Origin of the sequence: Streptomyces sp. NPDC088554, from assembly GCF_044752945.1 — a bacterium.
Classification (GTDB): Bacteria; Actinomycetota; Actinomycetes; order Streptomycetales; family Streptomycetaceae; genus Streptomyces.
Genome location: NZ_JBIVMF010000055.1, coordinates 1 through 16,838 on the forward strand (window position 1 = coordinate 1; position 16,838 = coordinate 16,838).

Genomic DNA, 16,838 nt, shown 5'->3' on the forward strand with positions numbered 1-16,838 from the left:
AAGCCTGAAGAACTCCCATCATCGCAGGTCACAAGGCACTTCCTCGTTCTCCTGAAAGTTATCCACAGGCATCACGTCGGTGGATCGAGGCTAAGACCGTGCGCCCCTCCTCTGCGAGCCGGTGGAACAGGCCGCGCACCCACTTCACACCCTCCGGGTCCAGCCCGTTGAGCGGCTCGTCGAAGAGCAGCACCGGCGGGTCGCCCAGCAATGCGGTCGCGATGCCAAGGCGCTGTTTCATGCCCAGCGAGTAGCCGCCGATGCGGCGGTGGCCGGCGTCGCCGAGGCCGACCTCTTCCAGTACCTCGGTGACCCGGCGGCGAGGGAGGCCGTTACTCACGGCGAGGGCAGTCAAATGCGCGCGGGCGGTACGACCGCCATGGATATCGTGCGCATCCAGCAGGGCCCCGACGTGACGCATGCCGCGCGGCCGGTCCGCGAACGGTCGGCCATCGATGATGACGCTGCCGGCAGTAGGCTGGTGCAGCCCAAGCATCATGCGCAGGACGGTGCTCTTGCCAGCGCCGTTCGGCCCCAGAAATCCTGTGACATAACCAGGTCGCACCGTGAAGCTCAGATCGCTGACCGCGGCCTTCCTACCGTAACGCTTGGTGACTTCCCTAACTTCAATCATGCGCTTCATCGTGCCCCGCAGCCTTCCAAGGCGCATCGGTCCGCAGCGGACATTCTGCGGACACCCATGTCGACCACGGTTGTACAACCTCGGTCCGATCCCACGTCGAGACCGCCCGGCTACGGTCAATGCATGTTCCCCCTACACCACATGCTCCTCAAGCGGGTGCCACCGGGTGTCTGGGCGGGCGCCAGCTGGTTCGTCGCAGCCCTGTATCCGCTGGTCCGGTCCGCCCCGGGCACGCTCGCCGATCCGGCCCCGCCGCCCAACGCCCTGGATGACCTGAGGGGACAGCTCTGCTTGGCTTTGGCCTCCGCCCTGGCGCTAATCGGCTGCGCCGTGCTGACGCGCCGTCCGTGGCCAGGGCTGGTACTGCTCCTCGTCAGCACAGGCGCCTTCGCGGTGGCATGGCGACTGTGGGAGGTCCCATCACTGCAGTTCCTCGCCGTCGACGTGGCGGTCGGCTTCCTCTCCGCTGCCCGCCCGCGCCGCGCCTCACTACCGTTCGCGGGGGCCGCGCTCGCCGCGCTGGCACTGTTTCTGGCCATGCGACAGGCGCACACTGGGGAGAGTGGGACTCCCTCAGAGCCGTACGTCGCCCTGACCGTCGTCGTAGCCTGGCTCATCGGCAACTTGGTGTACCAGTCGCGCGCTTATGCCGAAAAGCTGCGCGCCCAGCTCCTGACACAGGTCACAGCGCAAGCATCTGCTGCCGAACGGCTGCGCATCGGACGGGAGTTGCACGACATGGTGGCGCACAGCATCGGCATCATCGCGCTCCAGGCCGGTGCCGCCGCACGGGTCTTCGACACCCAACCAGAGAATGCACGGCAGGCGATGCTGGCTGTGGAAAACGCCGCCCGTGAGACGCTGGCGGGACTTCGGCGGATGCTGGTCGTCCTTCGGCAGGCGGACGACCAGCGCGGCAAGGACGACCCCGAGGGCCGTGAGCGGGCGCCGCTGGGACCTGCGGCGACCCTGGCCGACGTCGAGCGGCTGGCGGAAACGACCACGGCTGCGGGGGTGCGCGTACGGGTACGGTGGCGGGGCGAACAACGGCCGCTACCCCCGGAAATCGACCTGTCGGCGTTCCGAATCGTCCAGGAGTCGGTCACCAATGTCGTACGACACTCGGGCACCGGCTCCTGCGAGGTGACCGTTAACTACGGTGCCAAGGACCTGGCCATTGAGATCACCGACCGGGGCACAGGCGCTGGCGCGACGGCTGGCACGGGTTACGGGCTGGCCGGGATGCGCGAACGCGTAGCCTTGATGCACGGCGAGTTCAGCGCCGGGCCCAGGCCGGGCGGCGGCTTCCGGATCGCGGCCCGGCTTCCGGTACCGCCCGCTCACCCCTCGCCCGCCCCTCAGCCCCCGGCAGGAGCCCAATGACAGTCCGTGTCGCACTCGTCGACGACCAGCCCTTAATCCGCGCCGCTCTGCAGATGGTGATCGCCGAGGCCGACGACCTCGAGGTCGTCGGCCAGGCCACAAACGGAGAGGAAGCGGTCCGGCTGGCCGAGGCGGAGCAGCCGGATGTGGTGGTGATGGACATTCGCATGCCAGGGATGGACGGCATCGAGGCGACCCAGCGCATCACGGAGGGCATCGACGGCCCGCAGGTGATCGTCCTGACCACCTTCGACGACGACGAGTACGTATACGGAGCACTACGCGCCGGGGCTTCTGGCTTCCTGGTCAAGGACATGGCTCTGGACGACATCTTGGCTGCGGTCCGCGTGGTCGCGGCGGGCGACGGGCTCATCGCGCCGACGGTGACGCGCAGGCTGATCAGGGAATTCGCCCAACGCCCGCAGACAGCTACCACCACGTCTGCCCGCCGCTTAGAGATTCTGACGGACCGGGAGCGCGAGACGCTGTCACTGATCGGCCGAGGCCTGTCCAACACCGAGATCGCCGACAAGCTACATATCAGCGTGGCCACCGCCAAGACCTATGTAACCCGGCTGCTGGCCAAGCTCGACGCCCGCGACCGAGTCCAACTAGTCATCACTGCCTACGAAACTGGGCTGGTACGCCACCCCCAGTAGACGGTGTCCGCCAGCTCGTGACACAGAGTGCGTTGCCCGTAATCTTGGTGGACGCCTTCGATGAAGTTCCCCCAAGGCCGGGTAGTTAGCGCGTCGTTGGGTGACGTCAAGAGGGGCGGTGAGTCGTCTTTGTCGGAACGAGAGCAACGCGGCTCCGTTGAGACAGGTAGTCGACCAAGACGTCCTGCCATGGAGCCGCGTTGTCCCTCTATTCTGCCTTCCCGCCCTGATGACACGCTCGCGGGAGATCACGGTGGCCGCGGGGCGGTTCGCCGCCGGTCATGTGGGTGGCCTGACTCCGTTTCTGCCCTTCGAGTTGGTGGATGCCGTCCTGGAGGAGACCCGCGCGGTCCAGGAGCGACTGCGGGATCTTCCCTCGCGGGTCGGGGTCTACTTCCTGGTGGCCCTGTGCCTGTTCCCGGAGGTCGGATACGGGCTGGTGTGGGACAAGATGACCTCCGGGCTCGGAGGCGGCCTGCCGACGCCGAGCACGAAGGCATTGCGCGATCTGCGCCGCAGGGTGGGGTGCGCCCCGATGCGAGCCATGTTCGAGGTGGTGGCCGGGGCACTGGCCCAACCACGCACCCCCGGAGTGCGCTTCGGCCCCTACCGCACGGTCTCCTTCGACGGCTGCAGCTCGATCAAAGTGCCCGACAGCGAGCGCAACCGGGGCCGCCTGGGACGGTGCCCGCACGGCGGTTATCCCCAGGTCGAGCTGATGACACTGGTGGAGACCGGCACCCGGGCCGTGATCGGCGCGGTCTTCGGACCCACCCGGGAAGGCGAGACCGCATACGCCACCAGACTGCTGCACCATCTGAGTTCCGAGATGCTGGTGCTGTGGGACCGCGGCTTCGACGGCAACGACTTCCTCGCCGCCGTGCACGCCACCGGAGCCCGCGTCCTGGGCCGCATCAGCCAGCGCCGCCGCCCGCCAGTCCTGCGGAAACTCGCGGACTCCTCCTACCTCTCAACCATCGGCGGGGTCCCGGTACGCATCATCGAAGCCCGGGTGAACGTCACCTGCACGAACGGCAGCGCCTTCGAGGGCTCCTACCGTCTTGCGACCACGCTCCTGGACGCGCGCCGTTACCCTGCCGACACTCTCGTGCACCTTTATCACGAGCGCTGGGAGCACGAGAGCGCCTACTACGCCCTACGTCACACCCTCATGCAAGGACGCGTCCTGCGATCGTGCGACCCGGTCGGCGTCGAGCAGGAGATGTGGTCCCTGCTCACGCTCTACCAGCTCCTGCGGCGGGCGATGGTTGAGGCGACGGAGTCCCGGCCCGGGACCAATCCCGACCGCTGCGGCTTCACCATCGCTCTCCAAACCGCCCGCGACCTGCTCGTACGCGGTGAGGGAATCGTCGAGCAGGGCCTCGGTGAGATCGGCCGCCGCGTACTGTCGGCGCTGTTGCCCGCGCGGCGCACCCGCGTCAGCACCCGCAAGGTGAAGTCCCCCATCTCCCGCTACGCGGAAAGGAAACTGGACGGCCGCCCCGACAGCAGCCAGGTAGTGACCTCGGTGACGATCACTCTCCTCCCGCCCCCACCACCTCAGCCCGCACTGCCGGCGACAACCGTCCGGGAGAACACCGGCAGCCGCATGACGCGCGTCCTGAGCCTGCTGCAAGCCGAACCCGAGCGGTAGTGGCGCTCCCGGGAGATCGCCGAACTCCTCGGCGACGTCACGCTCGTCGCCACCTATCGACAACTCGCGCGCTGGACCGAGAAAGGCTTGATCAAGAGAGTCCGCACCGGCCGCTACGCAGCGACCCCGGCGACCGAACCGCCCTTGCATCCCAGGCCAACACGCTAACTACCCGGCCTTGGGGGAACTTCACTCCGATATACACCCGTTCGGCTGCCATGTCGCGTCCGCCTCACCGCTAGCGGGCCAGAGCCCTGTTGCTCTGCACGGCCGGGGCTGAAGCGGCCGGACAGACGAGTGGCCCTGTGGCCTTCGGAAGGCGCTAGTACCGCGGCGGGGCCGCACGGTTGTCCGGATCGCATTGTCTGCCGCTCCGAGGCGGTGGTCGTTGTGCTATTGGTCTGGCTGTCCAATGTCTGTGGTGCGCTGCGGGCAGTACGACGTGATGCCAGGGAGGCGTCATGGCACAGGAGTTGCGGGTCCTTCACCTGGACACCAACGGGGTGCGCCGGAGCCTGCCGGCGGACCGGCTGGCAGGGGCAGCGCTGGCGGAGCGGGGCGAGGTGTGGAAGCCGACACGGCATCCCTCGCAGCGCAGCATCGTCACCTGGTGGTGGGCGGCGACCAACCGACGCCATGTGGGGTGCCGTTCGCTGGATCGGATGTCGACTGCGATGCTGCTGGACTTCCACCCCGGTGTGGTCGACTTCGGCGCCTGGTCGGCGCAGCTGGTCTGGCGGGAGCGGGGGCGTGAGCGGCGCCTGGTGCCGGACTTCTTCGTACAGACCGTCTCGGGGTCGACGGTGATGGTGGTCGCCCGGCCGGCGAACGAGCCGGGCGAGCGGTTCGACCGGCAGATGGCGGTGTGTCGCGAGGCGTGCGGGCAGGCGGGCTGGGAACTGGCGACGCCTCGGCTGCCGAACAGGACGGCGCTGGCGAATCTGCGGTGGGTGTCGCGGCGGCGTCATCCGCGCTTTGGTGACGCGGACGTGGAGTCGGCGCTGGCCGGCGCGTTCGCGCAGCCGCAGCCGCTGGCGGAGGGTGTCAAGGGGTGCGGGGTGCCGCGCGCACTGGCCTTGCCCCGCCTCTACCACATGTTGTGGAGGAGGCGTTTGGGCGTGGACTGGGCTGTGCCCCTGGGGCCCGGTTCGCTGGTGGGCCCGATGGGCGCGGGCGAGCCGGAGGCGATGGGCCGCCCGTTCGCGCCGGGGCAGCCGTGAACGCGCCGGCGCCGGTCCCCGCCGCGGAGCGGGCGCAGCTGAAGGTGCGCAGCGCGCCGCGCGGGGTGTTGGCGCGTGGGGACGAGGTGCGGTGGCGGGGCGACCGGTATGTCGTGGCTGGTCTCGACGGGATGATGGTGGTGCTGGGCCCGGCGGGCGAGGGCGGGGTGCCGGCCGCCGTGCTGCTGTCGGTGCTGGCGGCGGCGGACGACTTCGCTGTCCTGGACGCGGCCGGGCATCCCTTGGCCCAGTCGGAGATGCCTGACTTCGCGGAGCTGGAGGGCTTGCCGACTGGTGCCGCGGAAGCGGCCCGGCGGTGGCAGCGTGCGGTGATCGAGGTCGATACCGGGCTGCCGCCCGGAGCGGCGCCGGGTGCGCGGCCGCGCCCGGCGTTCGATCCGGCGACGACCACGCTCATCGAGCGGTACCAGGCCAAGGCGGCCGAGATGAGCGCGGTGCTGGGCGGGCCGGTGTCCTGGCAGACGGTGCAGGCCAAGCGGCTCGCCTACCGCAGGCGGCGCAGCGTGGTCGATCTCCTGGACGGGCGGAGCACGAAGCGGCGGCGGCTGTACGGGGCGACCGATGTGCTCGTGGTGGAGCAGCTCCTGGTGCTGGTCGACCGTCAGCGCCGGCGGGTGGACGCGCCGTCGGACGCGCGGAAGCTGTTCAAGTCGCTGCGACGGGTGATGCGTGCCGCGCACGGGGAGAGCGTGAAAGTCCCGAAGGAGCCGACCCTGTACAAGCTGCTGGGACGGCTGGGCATCGACCCCCGGGACTGGGACGCTTCCCGGGGTGCGCGTGGGGCGGGGACGCGGGTGGGGCCGCCGTTCTCGGTGACGAAGGCGACGATGCCCGGTGAGCTAGTCCAGATCGACTCGACCGACCTGGACGTGTGGGTGCTGGGGGACGACGGCCAGCCCGCCCGGGTCGAGCTGACGATCGCGATCTGTGTGGCGACACGCAGCATCATCGCCGCGGTGCTGCGGCCCAAGCAGCCGAGCCGGCGGGGCAAGCGGCGCAAGGCCGGCCAGGGCGGTCTGGTGTCGGCGCCCCGTGCCAAGGGACGGGCGACGAAGGCGGTGGACGCGTGCGAGCTGCTGGCGCAGGCCCTGGTCCCGGCGCCGATGCGGCCCGGGTACGAGGCGGCCGTCCACGCCAGCTTCTCGGACCTGCCGTACGAGGAGCTCGTCGCCGTCGACCCCCGGTTCGCGCATGCTGCGGCCCGGCCGGTGATCATTCCCGACCTGGTCGTCATCGACCACGGCACGGTGTTCGCCGGACGGACGTTCTTCGACGCCTGTGAGTACCTGGGCATCTCGGTGCGGCCGGCCCGTAAGCGCACCGGCCAGGACAAGGCAGTCGTCGAGCGGAGCTTCGGGACGATCAAGTCGAAGTTCAGCCAGCGGGTGAACAGCTACACCGGCCGGGACTCGGTGCGGGTGCGCCGGACCGTGGACGGTAAGCGGCTGTGGACCCTTGCCGAGCTCGACGCCCTGCTCCAGCAGTGGATCGCGCTGGAGTGGCAGAACACACCCCACCCGGAGCTCGCCGACCCCTATGAGGCGTATCTGCCTCACTTGACACCGAACCAGATGTACGCGGCGTGCGTGGCGGTGGAGGGCTACCTGCCGATCCCGCTGACCCGCGAGGACTTTCTGCGGCTGCTGCCGACGGCGTGGATCGGGGTGAGCGACCAGGGCATCCGGCTGCACAACCGCACCTACGACCATCCCTCCCGGGACCCGCGCGAGGGGCTGAACCCCTATCGGCGGACGCGTTCGGACCTGCGCGGCAAGAGGAAGGGCCGCTGGGAGGTCCGGTACACCCCCAACGACCTGTCCCGGGTGTGGCTGCGTGATCACAACACCAACCGGTGGGTGGAGGCAACGTGGGTGCACAGCCATGTGATCGGGGCGCCGTTCACGCAGTTCCTGTGGGACATCGCCGTCTCCCAGCATCTGGAGCGCGGGGGGCGCACCGGGGACGAGGAGGCGATCGCCCACGCTCTGGCCGAGTTGCTGGAGCGGGCCGAGCAGGGGCCTGAGCAGGTCCGGCGGGTGTTGGTGCCGGACGGCTACACGCCGCTGCCCGAACCTGCTCCGCAGCGGGAGTTCGACCCGTACGCGGAGCGCGGTCCCATCGACTGGTCGAAGGTTCCCGTGGGCGTCCCGGACCCGGACGGTGATCCTCTCGGTCTGGACGACACCGGTCTGTACGGCGGGCCGGAAGGCGAGGAGGGGCCGGAGATCGACTGGGGGCAGGATGCGACGGCGCCGGATCCCGCACTCGACGCCTGGGCGCGTGCCGGCGGGGCGGGAGGCGGGGAGGCGGGTCTGCAGGAGCGCTACGAGCAGATCTTCGCCGAGCTCGACCAGGCTCAGGATGCCGTTGCCGACGACGCCCCGTGAGATGGCGGACGGGGCCGCACTGATGGAGAGGGGAACACCGTGAAGATGGAGCTGACGGTCGAGGAGGAGCGGCTGCTGCGCGACACCAGCGCGGTCGGGCCGTTGCTGCTGGCGCCGCCGACACCGTTGTGGCCGGTGGACTGCTATGCGTGGAGGGCGCTCGCCGAGTCGTCGTTGCACGCCCCGAAGCTGCAGGACAGCGCCCCGGAGGGGACGAAGGTCGGCAGCCTGGACCCGCGGCTGCTGTTCCACGGACGGCTGCGCACGGTCACCACCCCTGCGATCACCAAGGCGCAGCTGCTGGTGGCCGAGCAGGTCATGGCCAACCAGCAGCGCCGGCACGGCAAGGCCGGGGTCATCCTGGACGGGCCGCGCGGGACGGGTAAGAGCACGCTGCTGCAGGCGATCGGAGTGCACTGGGAGCGGCGGCTGTCGTCGTTGTACGGGCCGGACGAGAACCGGATCCCGGTCATCGTGTTGAGCGTGCCGCCGCCGACGCGCGGCAGCATGCGCAACTGGGCAGGCGCGTTCGCCCGGTTCCTGGGCCAGGAGCGGGAGAGCGGGGATCCCACCGAGTCGGTGATCCGGGCCATGCGCAACGCGCGGACGCTTCTGGTCCTCATCGACGGCATCGAGCGGCTGCGTACAGCCGCGGACGCGGAGCTGGCCTTCCAGTACCTGGACATGATCAGCGAGGAGACCGGGGCAACGTTCGTCTACTGCGGGCGTGGCGCCCAGTTCATCGTCGACCCGCTCACCCGCGACAACGACACCAAGCTGGACGACGCGGAGCAGCTGCGGGGCGACCACATGGTGCTGCGTACGAGCCGGATGGGGTTCAGCCCCGAGGAGTCGATCGTCTTCGCGCGGGTCATCGACCTGTTCGACGCGGAGCTGGTGCTGTACCAGCACCAGAAGCACGACCTGCGGAAGGTGGCCGAGTATCTGCACACGCGTAGCCGCGGCTACATGCGGTCGCTGTCGCAGTTGATCTGCCAGGCCGCGCAGATCGCGATCCGCTCGGGCGAGGAGCGCATCACGCTGGAGGTGCTGGAGAAGGTGTCGGTGGGCCGTGTCGTGAACCTGTGACCGGCAGGCCGGGGCGGTCGCGGTGCGCCTCGGTGCCCTCGTGTGCGGCCCGGTGGCGTCATGAGGGCCGGGGGCGGGGGCGCCTGCGGGCGCGGAGGGCGGGGTCCCAGACCATGCCCAGCGCTTCGAGGGCGGCGCGTTGCTGCGGGGTGAGGGCCTCCGGGTGCTTGCGGCACCGGTGGACCCACTGCCCCAGGTCGAAGGCGGGGGCGCCCGAATGGCTGAGCGGGTCGAGCTCCGTGTGGCGGCGGGGGACGTCGAGGTGGCCTTCGCGGTCGAGGAACTCCGCGGCATGCGCGAGGCCCTCGTAGAAGGCGTGGTGTTCGGGGTCGTAGGCGTGGTCGTAGTACATGACGTAGGCCAGGGGCGGGATGCCCAGGACGGTCAGCAGTTCCTGTTGGCGGGGGTGGAGTTGGAAGAACGTCGCCCGCTGGGCGAAGACCCAGTCCACGGTCGCTTTGTGCTCCTGTCCGGGGGCGGTGGAGGGTATGGCGGGCCTCCAGCCGGTGGTGGCGGTGAGCGTCCTGGCCCGGAGGTAGCTGCGCCGCCACTTCGTCCAGGGCTGGTTCCAGTCCGGGTCGATCGCGTCGAGGGCCTGATGGTGCTCGGGCGGGAGCTGTCCGGTCTTGGCTCTGTGGCGCTGGGCGGCCAGCCAGGAGCCGACCGGGTGGCCTCCCCTCTTCTCCTTGACGGGAACGCAGAGGTCGCCGGACTCGGCCGCCCAGGCCCGGGCGTGCTCGAGCATGGAGTCGAAACCGTGGGTCGGTGTCGTCCACACCATGCCCAGTGCGTCCAGGGCGTGCCTGTGCGGGGCGGGCAGGCGGTCCAGGAGGTGGCGCAGGCGGAAGTTGGCCACGCACTCGCCCAGGGCGAAGCCGTCGGCGTCGGTGTAGTGCGCGGGGACGTCGAGGTGTCCGAAGGAGGCGTGGTAGCGGTGGGCGGAGGCGTGGGACTGCTCCCAGGTGCCGGTGGCCGGCACGGTGGTCTCCAGGCCCAGTGCGCGGGCGAGTTGCGCCGCCTGTTCGGGGCGGGCGTAGTAGGTGTCGCGGTCGGGGGCCTTGCCGCTGTCCCTGAGGGCGGGCAGGGCGATGCGGTCCATGAAGGAGCTGTCATGGGCGCGCAGGGCCTGCAGGAGGGTGACGAGGCTCGCGAAGGCGGAGCCTTTGAGCAGGTTGCCGGGGTCCAGGCCGTGGCGGAGGTAGACGGGGATGATCAGGGTGGTCTTCTTGCCCGCGCCGGGTGGCTGGCGCAGGCCGCGGCCGATGGCCTGGATGGCGTCGATGATGCTGTAGCGGGGTGCGGCGAAGACGACGGAGTCGACGTCGGGCATGTCGACCCCCTCGTTCAGGACCCGCACGTTGGACAGCACCGCACACGCGCGGTCGGGGTCGGCGAAGTCCTCCAGCAGCTCCCGGCGTTGGTCGCCGCGCTGCTCGCCGTGGATGACCCGGGACCACAGGCCCTCGATGCCCAGTTGCCCGCCGGCTTCCTGCGCGGTGGTCGGCAGGGACTCGGCGAAGGCTTCCGCGAGAGCGATGCGGTTGTGGAAGACCAGGGTGCGGCGCAGCCCGTGTTCGGCGATCGCGCGCAGGACCGCGACCTGGACCGCGGCGTTGCGCACGCCGTCGTGGTGGGCGGTGTTGCCGGGGCGGCGGTCGGCGAGGATGCAGTGCAGGTCGGCGTCGTCCACGACGGGCATCACGACCTGGTAGTCGGCGAGGAGGCCCCGCTCGATGGCCTCGGCCATGCCCAGCTCGAACACGGTCGGGCCGAAGATCTCACGGTGGTCCATGGTGGCGAGGGGGGCGCGCTCCATGAGCGGGTGGAGCTCGGTGGGGGCCGACGCGGCCCAGACCCGGGGGGTGGCGGTCATGTAGACGCGGATCTTGGCGGGGACGGCGGCGTCGTCGTGGACGGTGCCCCAGCCTTCGCCGAACGCGGAGCACGTGCGGTGGGCCTCGTCGGCGATCACGAGGTCCCAGGGCGGCAGCCCGTGCAGCTCGTGGGCGGCGCGGATGTGGTGCAGGGAGCCGTAGGTCGAGAACACGGTGACCGGGCCGGCCGTGCGGGCGGCGTGGGCGATGGCCCGTGGGCTGGTCCGGGGGTCGCGGCACAGCACCGCTTCCGCCCGGGTCAGGCCGCTCTCCTCTTGGCCCAGGGAGCACACTGCGAGGGCCGGCCCCGTCCGGCCTGCCTGGCGCCAGCGCCGGACGGTCTGGGCCACCAGGGTCTTGGTCGGCATCAGCACTAGGACCGTGCCCTGCGGTGCCAGCCGCTGCGCGGCCTGCTGGGCGACCAGCGTCTTGCCCGTGCCGCACGCCGAGACGACCGTCATGCGTTTCTCACCGGCTGCCACCGCGGCCTGTATCGCGGCCAGGGCCGTGACCTGGTGCTCCCACAGTTCCATGGGCGCCCCCTCCCCTTCCCGGGGCGGCGCCCCTGCATCGGATCGCGCGGAACGTAACGGCCGCCCACAGGGCGTCGAAGATTTTCGGCCAAACACACGGGGCCGCACCGGTAACGGTGGCCACCGCCGGCCCACACCGGTGGGCGGCCGCCGGACGTGCACGGGCCTGCCCGTGCGGTGTGAAAAGCCGATGCCGTGCCGGAGGAAGACGTCACCCTGGTATAGGGGCGTCCAGTGAAAGGGGATAGGTGAGAGTGGCTCGTACGAAAGTGGCCGTGGCCGGTCGGCCGCTGCGCAAGAAGCCCTGGCGTCCGGCACAGCGGCTGGCGCTGTCGGTACGGTTCATCGGCGGGGAGTCGACCGGCTCCTACATCCGGCGCCTGGCGGATGCCAACGGCATCCCCGACCAGGAGTTCTGGCCCATGTTCGGCACACCGCTGCGTAAGGACGGCGTGCCGGACGACCCGCGCTACCGCGAGGGGTACCTCAACGCGGCCGCGCTGGACCGGCTCGCCGTGATGACGGGCCGCACGGTCGGCGAGCTGCAGTGCGCCCTGCCGAACCTGCGCACGCAACGGCTGCTGAGCGTGGAGGGCGGGCCGGCGTGGGACTGGCCCTGGAGCACCCCCGGCTGCTTCCTGGTGAGGGCGTGCGAGGTGTGCGCCCGTATCAAGGGCACCGGGTGGGACTCCTACCTGGCCGCCGACGCGACGTGGCGGGTCTGCGCCGCGCACGGGCGGTGGCTGGACAACCGGCGCGACCCTCGGACGGCGGCCATCGCGCTGTCGGCCGTGCCCGAGGTCGCCGACGCCCACCGCCTGCGGGTGCAGTTGGAACGCCGGTTGGGTGCGGGCGGGCGGGCCATGTTCGCCGACGCCTACGCCATCGTGTCGTGCTGGTGGAACATCCCCGCATTCAACGCCCCGGTGTGGCAGGCCCGCAGGCGGGCGCTGGGCAGTGCGGGCTGCGACGAGCTGCGCGTCGCGCCGCTGGTGTTCTACCCGCAGGCCGTGCACCTCGCGTACTGCCTGGCCGCGCGGGAGCGGCAGTGCCGGCGCGGCGCCCTGACCGAGGAGGCGGACCGGGCGTGGCTGGAGAAGGTGGCGGTGCTGCTGGAGGAGTGGGGCATCCCCGTGGACGGCCTGGACCAGGTCGAGGAGTGGAGGGCCCGACACCCCCCGACGTCCTCGGCGTCTTCGGCGCCCGCGGGCCAGGCCGGGCGTGGAGGGGAGGGCGGCGTGGAGCGGCCGGCCCGCGGCCGCTACCGGCGTCTGCCCCTGCCCGCCCCGCACACCGGCCTGGTACTGGATGAGGAGTCGACGTTCGCCGACCACTCCTGTCTGAGCTGGCGGCTGGGCGACCTGATCACCAAGCGGCTGCAGCCGGCGCCACGCGGCTGGTCCTTGGGCGGCCGTGCCTGACACTCCTGGGCCTCTCACCCCGGGCGCATAACCCAGCCGTAGTAGCCGAGCAGGTCACTCAGGTGCTCGTGGGCCAGGCGGTGCAGGCGAACAGCCCAGCTGCGGGCGGTTTCCTCGTCGGGCAGCCCACCGAGCGAGAAGTGGACGGGCCCGGTGCTCCCCCACGCCGCCTCACCCGTGCGGACCGCCTCCCCGATGATCGCCTGCAGCTCGAAGGCCGTCTCGCCGTGCACCACGACCAGCGTGGTCGTGGAGGTGTCGACCCGGGCGCTCCACCCGTCGGCACGCTCCAGGACGAAGGCGGTCGGTGTCTTGCCGCGGCGGGCCTTGCGGTAGGTCGCGCCCAACGCGTGGGGGCGGCCGGTGAGGTCTGCGACAGCATCCTGCCGGCCGGCTCCCGGCCGCGTCCGGCTCCGGCGTGCCGGCGGGGACGGGGACTCGTCGGCGGCCCGGCCGAACTCTGCGGCACGGCGGGCCAGTTCGACAAGCGCGTCCAGAGCGGTGCGCTCCTTAAATCTCCGGGTCGCCAGGCGCTCGTGGAACCAGGCTCCCAGCGCGAAGGAGCCGGCGAGACCGCTCTCGCGCCCCTCCCACGGAACCTGGTGGCCCGCGGGGATGTCCAGGTGACCTTCCTCTGCGAGGAAACGGGCCACGTAGGGCAGCCCCCGGACGAAGTCGTCGTCGTAGCCCATACTGCGGAAAGGCCGCAGCAGGATCCCGGTGTCGGGTCGCGCCCCGACCTGCAGGAGCAGGTCCTGCTGCTCGGGCGTCAGGAGGAAGAACGTCCTTTCCTGCCCCCTCATCCAGCTGGCGGCCGCACGGTCGCGCGAGGATTGTGTGGCCAGGTTCCATGTCCAGCCCCGGCCGCCGTAGCAGGCCTTGGCCCAGGCGTAGTCGGCCTGCCAGGCCGGCGTCCACGGCGGGTTCCACCACCGGTCGATCCGGTCCAAGGCGCTCTGCACCTCGATGTCCAGGTTCCCGGCGCCGGCGCGGGTGCGGCACCCGCCCAGCCATCTACCCAACGCGTATCCGCCGACCACGGTGGCGGCGGGGACGCCGAGGTGCCCGTGGGTACGGGCGAACAGGCGGGCGTGGTCGAGCATGCCCTGGAGTTGGGTGGGCGGCGTCCAGCTCATGGCGAGGCGTTCCAGCGCGGTGCGGCGCTCGGCGGGCAGGGCGCCCAGCAGGTGGTGGAGCCGCTGGCCGGCCGTCCACAGGCCCAGGCCGAAACCGTCCTCGTCGGTGTAGTCGAGGGGAACGTTCAGGTGGCTGAAGGAGCGGTGGTAGCCGGTGGCGGAGCGCAGCCCCTCGGTCCAGGTCCCGGCGGCGGGGACGAGTACCTTCAGGCCCAGGACGCGGGCGAGTTGGGCAGCGCGTTCGGGCTCGCTGTAGAGCAGGTCGCGGGTGATGACGGTGTTGTGGCGGGTCGGCGGGGGCAGCGTGACGCGGTCCATGAACGACTCGTCGTGTGAGCGCAGCGCCTGCAGGATCGCGATCAGGGCGGCGAAGTCGGAGCTTTCGAGGATGTCGGCGCCGTCGCCGGTCTCGGGCAGGTAGACGGGGATCAGCAGGGTGGTGCGCTTGCCCGCGCCCGGGCTCTGGCGCAGCCCCCGGGCGACGGACTGGACGGCGTCGATGGTGCTGTAGCGGGGGGCGGCGAAGACGACCGCGTCCAGGTCGGGCAGGTCGATGCCCTCGTTGAGGATGCGGGCGTTCGACAGGACCGCGACGTCGTGCCCGGGGTCGTCGAAGGCGGCGAGCAGGGACCGGGTCACGGTGTCGTCCTGCTCGCCGTAGACGGCGTGCGACCACAGGTGTTCGCGGCGCAGTGGGTCGTGGACCCTGGCGGCGGTCTGCGGCAGGGTGCGGGCGAACCCGGTCGCGGCCTCGACACGGTTGTGGAAGGCCAGGACCCTGCGCAGCTTGTGCTCGTACAGGGCGCGCACGACGGCGACCTGGACAGCGGCATTGCGCAGGCCGTCGTGGTGCGCGCTGCCGGCGGGATGAGGGTCGTTGAGGACGCTGAGCAGGTCCTGGTCCTGGTCGTCGACGACCACGACCACGACCTGGTAGTCGGCGACGATGCCGCGCTCGATGGCCTCGGCCAGGCCCAGGCGGTAGACGGTGGGGCCGAAGACCTCCGCGTGCTCCATCGTCGCCAAGGGCGGGCGGTCCTCGGTGTCGAGGAGGCCGGCGTCGGCGCGGGCGGCCCAGATCCTCGGCGTGGCAGTCATGTAGAGACGGGTGGCGGCGGGTATCAGGGTGTCGTCGTGGACGGTGCCCCAGCCCTCCCCGAACGCGGCGCAGGTGCGGTGGGCCTCGTCGGCGACCAGCAGGTCCCAGGGGTCCAGGCCGATGGAGTGCGCGGCCGTCAGGTGGTGCAGGGAGGAGTAGGTCGCCACCACCACGACCGGTCCGGGCTCCCCCGCCACCCAGGCCGCGACCGTGGCCGGGTCGCTGGTCATGGCCAGTTCCCCACGCGACAGGCCGCTGTCGCCCTGGGACAGGGAGCACACACCGACCAGCAGGCCCCCGTACCCCGCCTCGCGCCACTTACGGGCGGTCTGCACCACCAGCGCCTTCGTCGGCACCAACACCAACGTCGCGCCCTGGGGGGCGATTTCGGCACAAGCACGCTGGGCGATGAGGGTCTTGCCGCTGCCGCTGGCGGCGACCACCGTCATCCGCGGCCTCCCCTCCCCCACGGCCGCCCGGATCGCTGCCAGGGCCTCTTGCTGGTGGGGACGTAACCGCATCGCGCTCCTTCACACGGGGGGCCGTGCCGTGCGGGGCTGAGGTGCCGCAGGGACACGGTCGGGCGGGAAGACGCTATATCAGACCACCGGCAGCGCTGGAGCTACGCCTGTGACTGCCTGGTGTCGTCCGAGGCGGCCAGGCCCTGATCCCCGACCGCGCCGGGACAACGGGGGCAGCGCTGTCAGCGTCCGTGGAGGGAGCGGAGGCCGGCGCCCCTCCTGGCGGCAGGAAGGCCACCGATGCACGGCGGTGGCAAGGGCGGCCCACATCCGGGACGCCCGGATCGACGACCCTGCCTCGGCCTGTCGCCGAACAGCCTGGATGGTGCGGCAGCACCACGGCCGCGGCCCCCGCCGGCCCGCCCTCGCGAAGGCCCTGGGCCCGGTGCCGGACGCCTTCACCACCGGCCGGACCGCGACGGTCGCCGAGACCTCCACCCGCGTCCTGCCGGACCTGCTCGCTTGGAAGGGCCAGGTCCCCACCGGCGGCCGACTCCCGTCCCGGCCGGGCCGATCCGTCCGGCCCGCGGGCCTCTCCGCCGCGACCGGCGCCCGCGCGTACCTGTGCGGGACCGGCGGCACGACCTGTCTCGACCCCGCACCCTTCGTCGCCCGGAACATCGCCGTGGCGCCGTTCCGGCCGCCGCTGATCGATACCTGCCCCTGGCAGCCGGCTCAGCGCCCTGCGGGCCCTTGCGGCCCTGGGCCCGGACGCCGTGGCCGATCGGCTCCGGGCCCTCGCCGCACACCGTCCTACAGCCCGCCGCCTAACACAGCCGCCCCCCCTGAAGGAGGGGACGTGCCACTGGACGTCCCCGGTCGCGTACGACTCCGCCCTGCACCACCGCGCACGGGATGCGCCCAGGTCACGTGTCCCTCGGCTTCAGGTCGGGAGCCGAGGCAGGCCCGCACGCGGGTGCGGCGCCCAGGAGAACAGGCAGTCAGAGATTCCGCTTAGGGCCGCACGCGGAGCCGCAGAGCCGTGTCGGCCTCCCGCGCGGTGGCCGCCGGCCCGGCGGCCGACGCGACGACGCCCTTACCCGTGTGACGAACACCACATCACCTCCGGCGCGTCCGAAGCGGCTGCCGGGCGTGGTGCGGGGCGGCCGGTCCCACGGGGCAGGTCTCGGTCTCGCGGGCGCAGGTCCCGGTCTGGCCCAGGTCCCACGGGGCAGGTCTCGCGGGGCAGGTCTCGGCG

Annotated in this window: 8 protein-coding genes and 2 pseudogenes; 7 read left to right on the top strand and 3 right to left on the bottom strand. The window is 71.4% G+C overall.

The genetic code is table 11. The features are described 5' to 3' along the window. Window positions 1-79 precede the first annotated feature (79 nt). Window positions 80-634: pseudogene (locus tag ACIP8W_RS31145) on the bottom strand (ATP-binding cassette domain-containing protein); the annotation flags it as partial. Between the two features lie 132 nt (window positions 635-766). Between ACIP8W_RS31145 and ACIP8W_RS31150 the strand changes: the two are divergent. From ACIP8W_RS31150 to ACIP8W_RS31175, 6 genes and pseudogenes are all read left to right on the top strand, one after another. After that, entirely contained in the window at window positions 767-2,026 is a 1,260-nt protein-coding gene (locus ACIP8W_RS31150; protein ID WP_402205735.1) for a sensor histidine kinase, read from the top strand. After that, window positions 2,023-2,685: a response regulator gene (locus tag ACIP8W_RS31155; RefSeq protein WP_402205737.1), complete on the top strand. Its 663-nt coding sequence runs from the start codon at window positions 2,023-2,025 to the stop codon at window positions 2,683-2,685. Before ACIP8W_RS31150 ends, ACIP8W_RS31155 begins: the two co-directional genes overlap by 4 nt. A gap of 229 nt (window positions 2,686-2,914) precedes the next feature. Continuing rightward, window positions 2,915-4,507: pseudogene (locus ACIP8W_RS31160) on the top strand (IS4 family transposase). Window positions 4,508-4,800: 293 nt separating this feature from the next. After that, complete coding sequence (locus ACIP8W_RS31165) at window positions 4,801-5,559, top strand: TnsA-like heteromeric transposase endonuclease subunit (RefSeq protein WP_402205739.1); 759 nt, start codon at window positions 4,801-4,803, stop codon at window positions 5,557-5,559. After that, window positions 5,556-7,967 (top strand): integrase, encoded by a 2,412-nt coding sequence (locus ACIP8W_RS31170; protein ID WP_402205741.1) that lies wholly within the window; start codon window positions 5,556-5,558, stop codon window positions 7,965-7,967. The genes ACIP8W_RS31165 and ACIP8W_RS31170 overlap by 4 nt, the downstream gene beginning before the upstream one ends. Before the next feature lie 45 nt (window positions 7,968-8,012). Then, entirely contained in the window at window positions 8,013-9,056 is a 1,044-nt protein-coding gene (locus ACIP8W_RS31175; protein ID WP_402205748.1) for an ATP-binding protein, read from the top strand. Between the two features lie 58 nt (window positions 9,057-9,114). Here ACIP8W_RS31175 and ACIP8W_RS31180 read toward each other — a convergent pair whose 3' ends face one another. Further along, on the bottom strand, window positions 9,115-11,463 hold the full coding sequence (locus tag ACIP8W_RS31180) for a Helicase associated domain protein (protein WP_402205743.1): 2,349 nt from the start codon (window positions 11,461-11,463) through the stop codon (window positions 9,115-9,117). Window positions 11,464-11,717: 254 nt separating this feature from the next. Here ACIP8W_RS31180 and ACIP8W_RS31185 point away from each other — a divergent pair, with 254 nt between their 5' ends. Further along, the gene (locus ACIP8W_RS31185) at window positions 11,718-12,884 is read left to right on the top strand and encodes a hypothetical protein (protein ID WP_402205745.1); all 1,167 of its coding nucleotides are present in this window, start codon (window positions 11,718-11,720) and stop codon (window positions 12,882-12,884) included. A 14-nt stretch (window positions 12,885-12,898) separates the two neighbouring features. Here the strand turns inward: ACIP8W_RS31185 and ACIP8W_RS31190 are convergent, their stop codons facing one another. Continuing rightward, window positions 12,899-15,640 carry a Helicase associated domain protein gene (locus ACIP8W_RS31190; protein WP_402205746.1) on the bottom strand — a complete coding sequence of 914 codons (2,742 nt, stop codon included), beginning with the start codon at window positions 15,638-15,640 and terminating at the stop codon, window positions 12,899-12,901. Window positions 15,641-16,838: the final 1,198 nt, after the last annotated feature.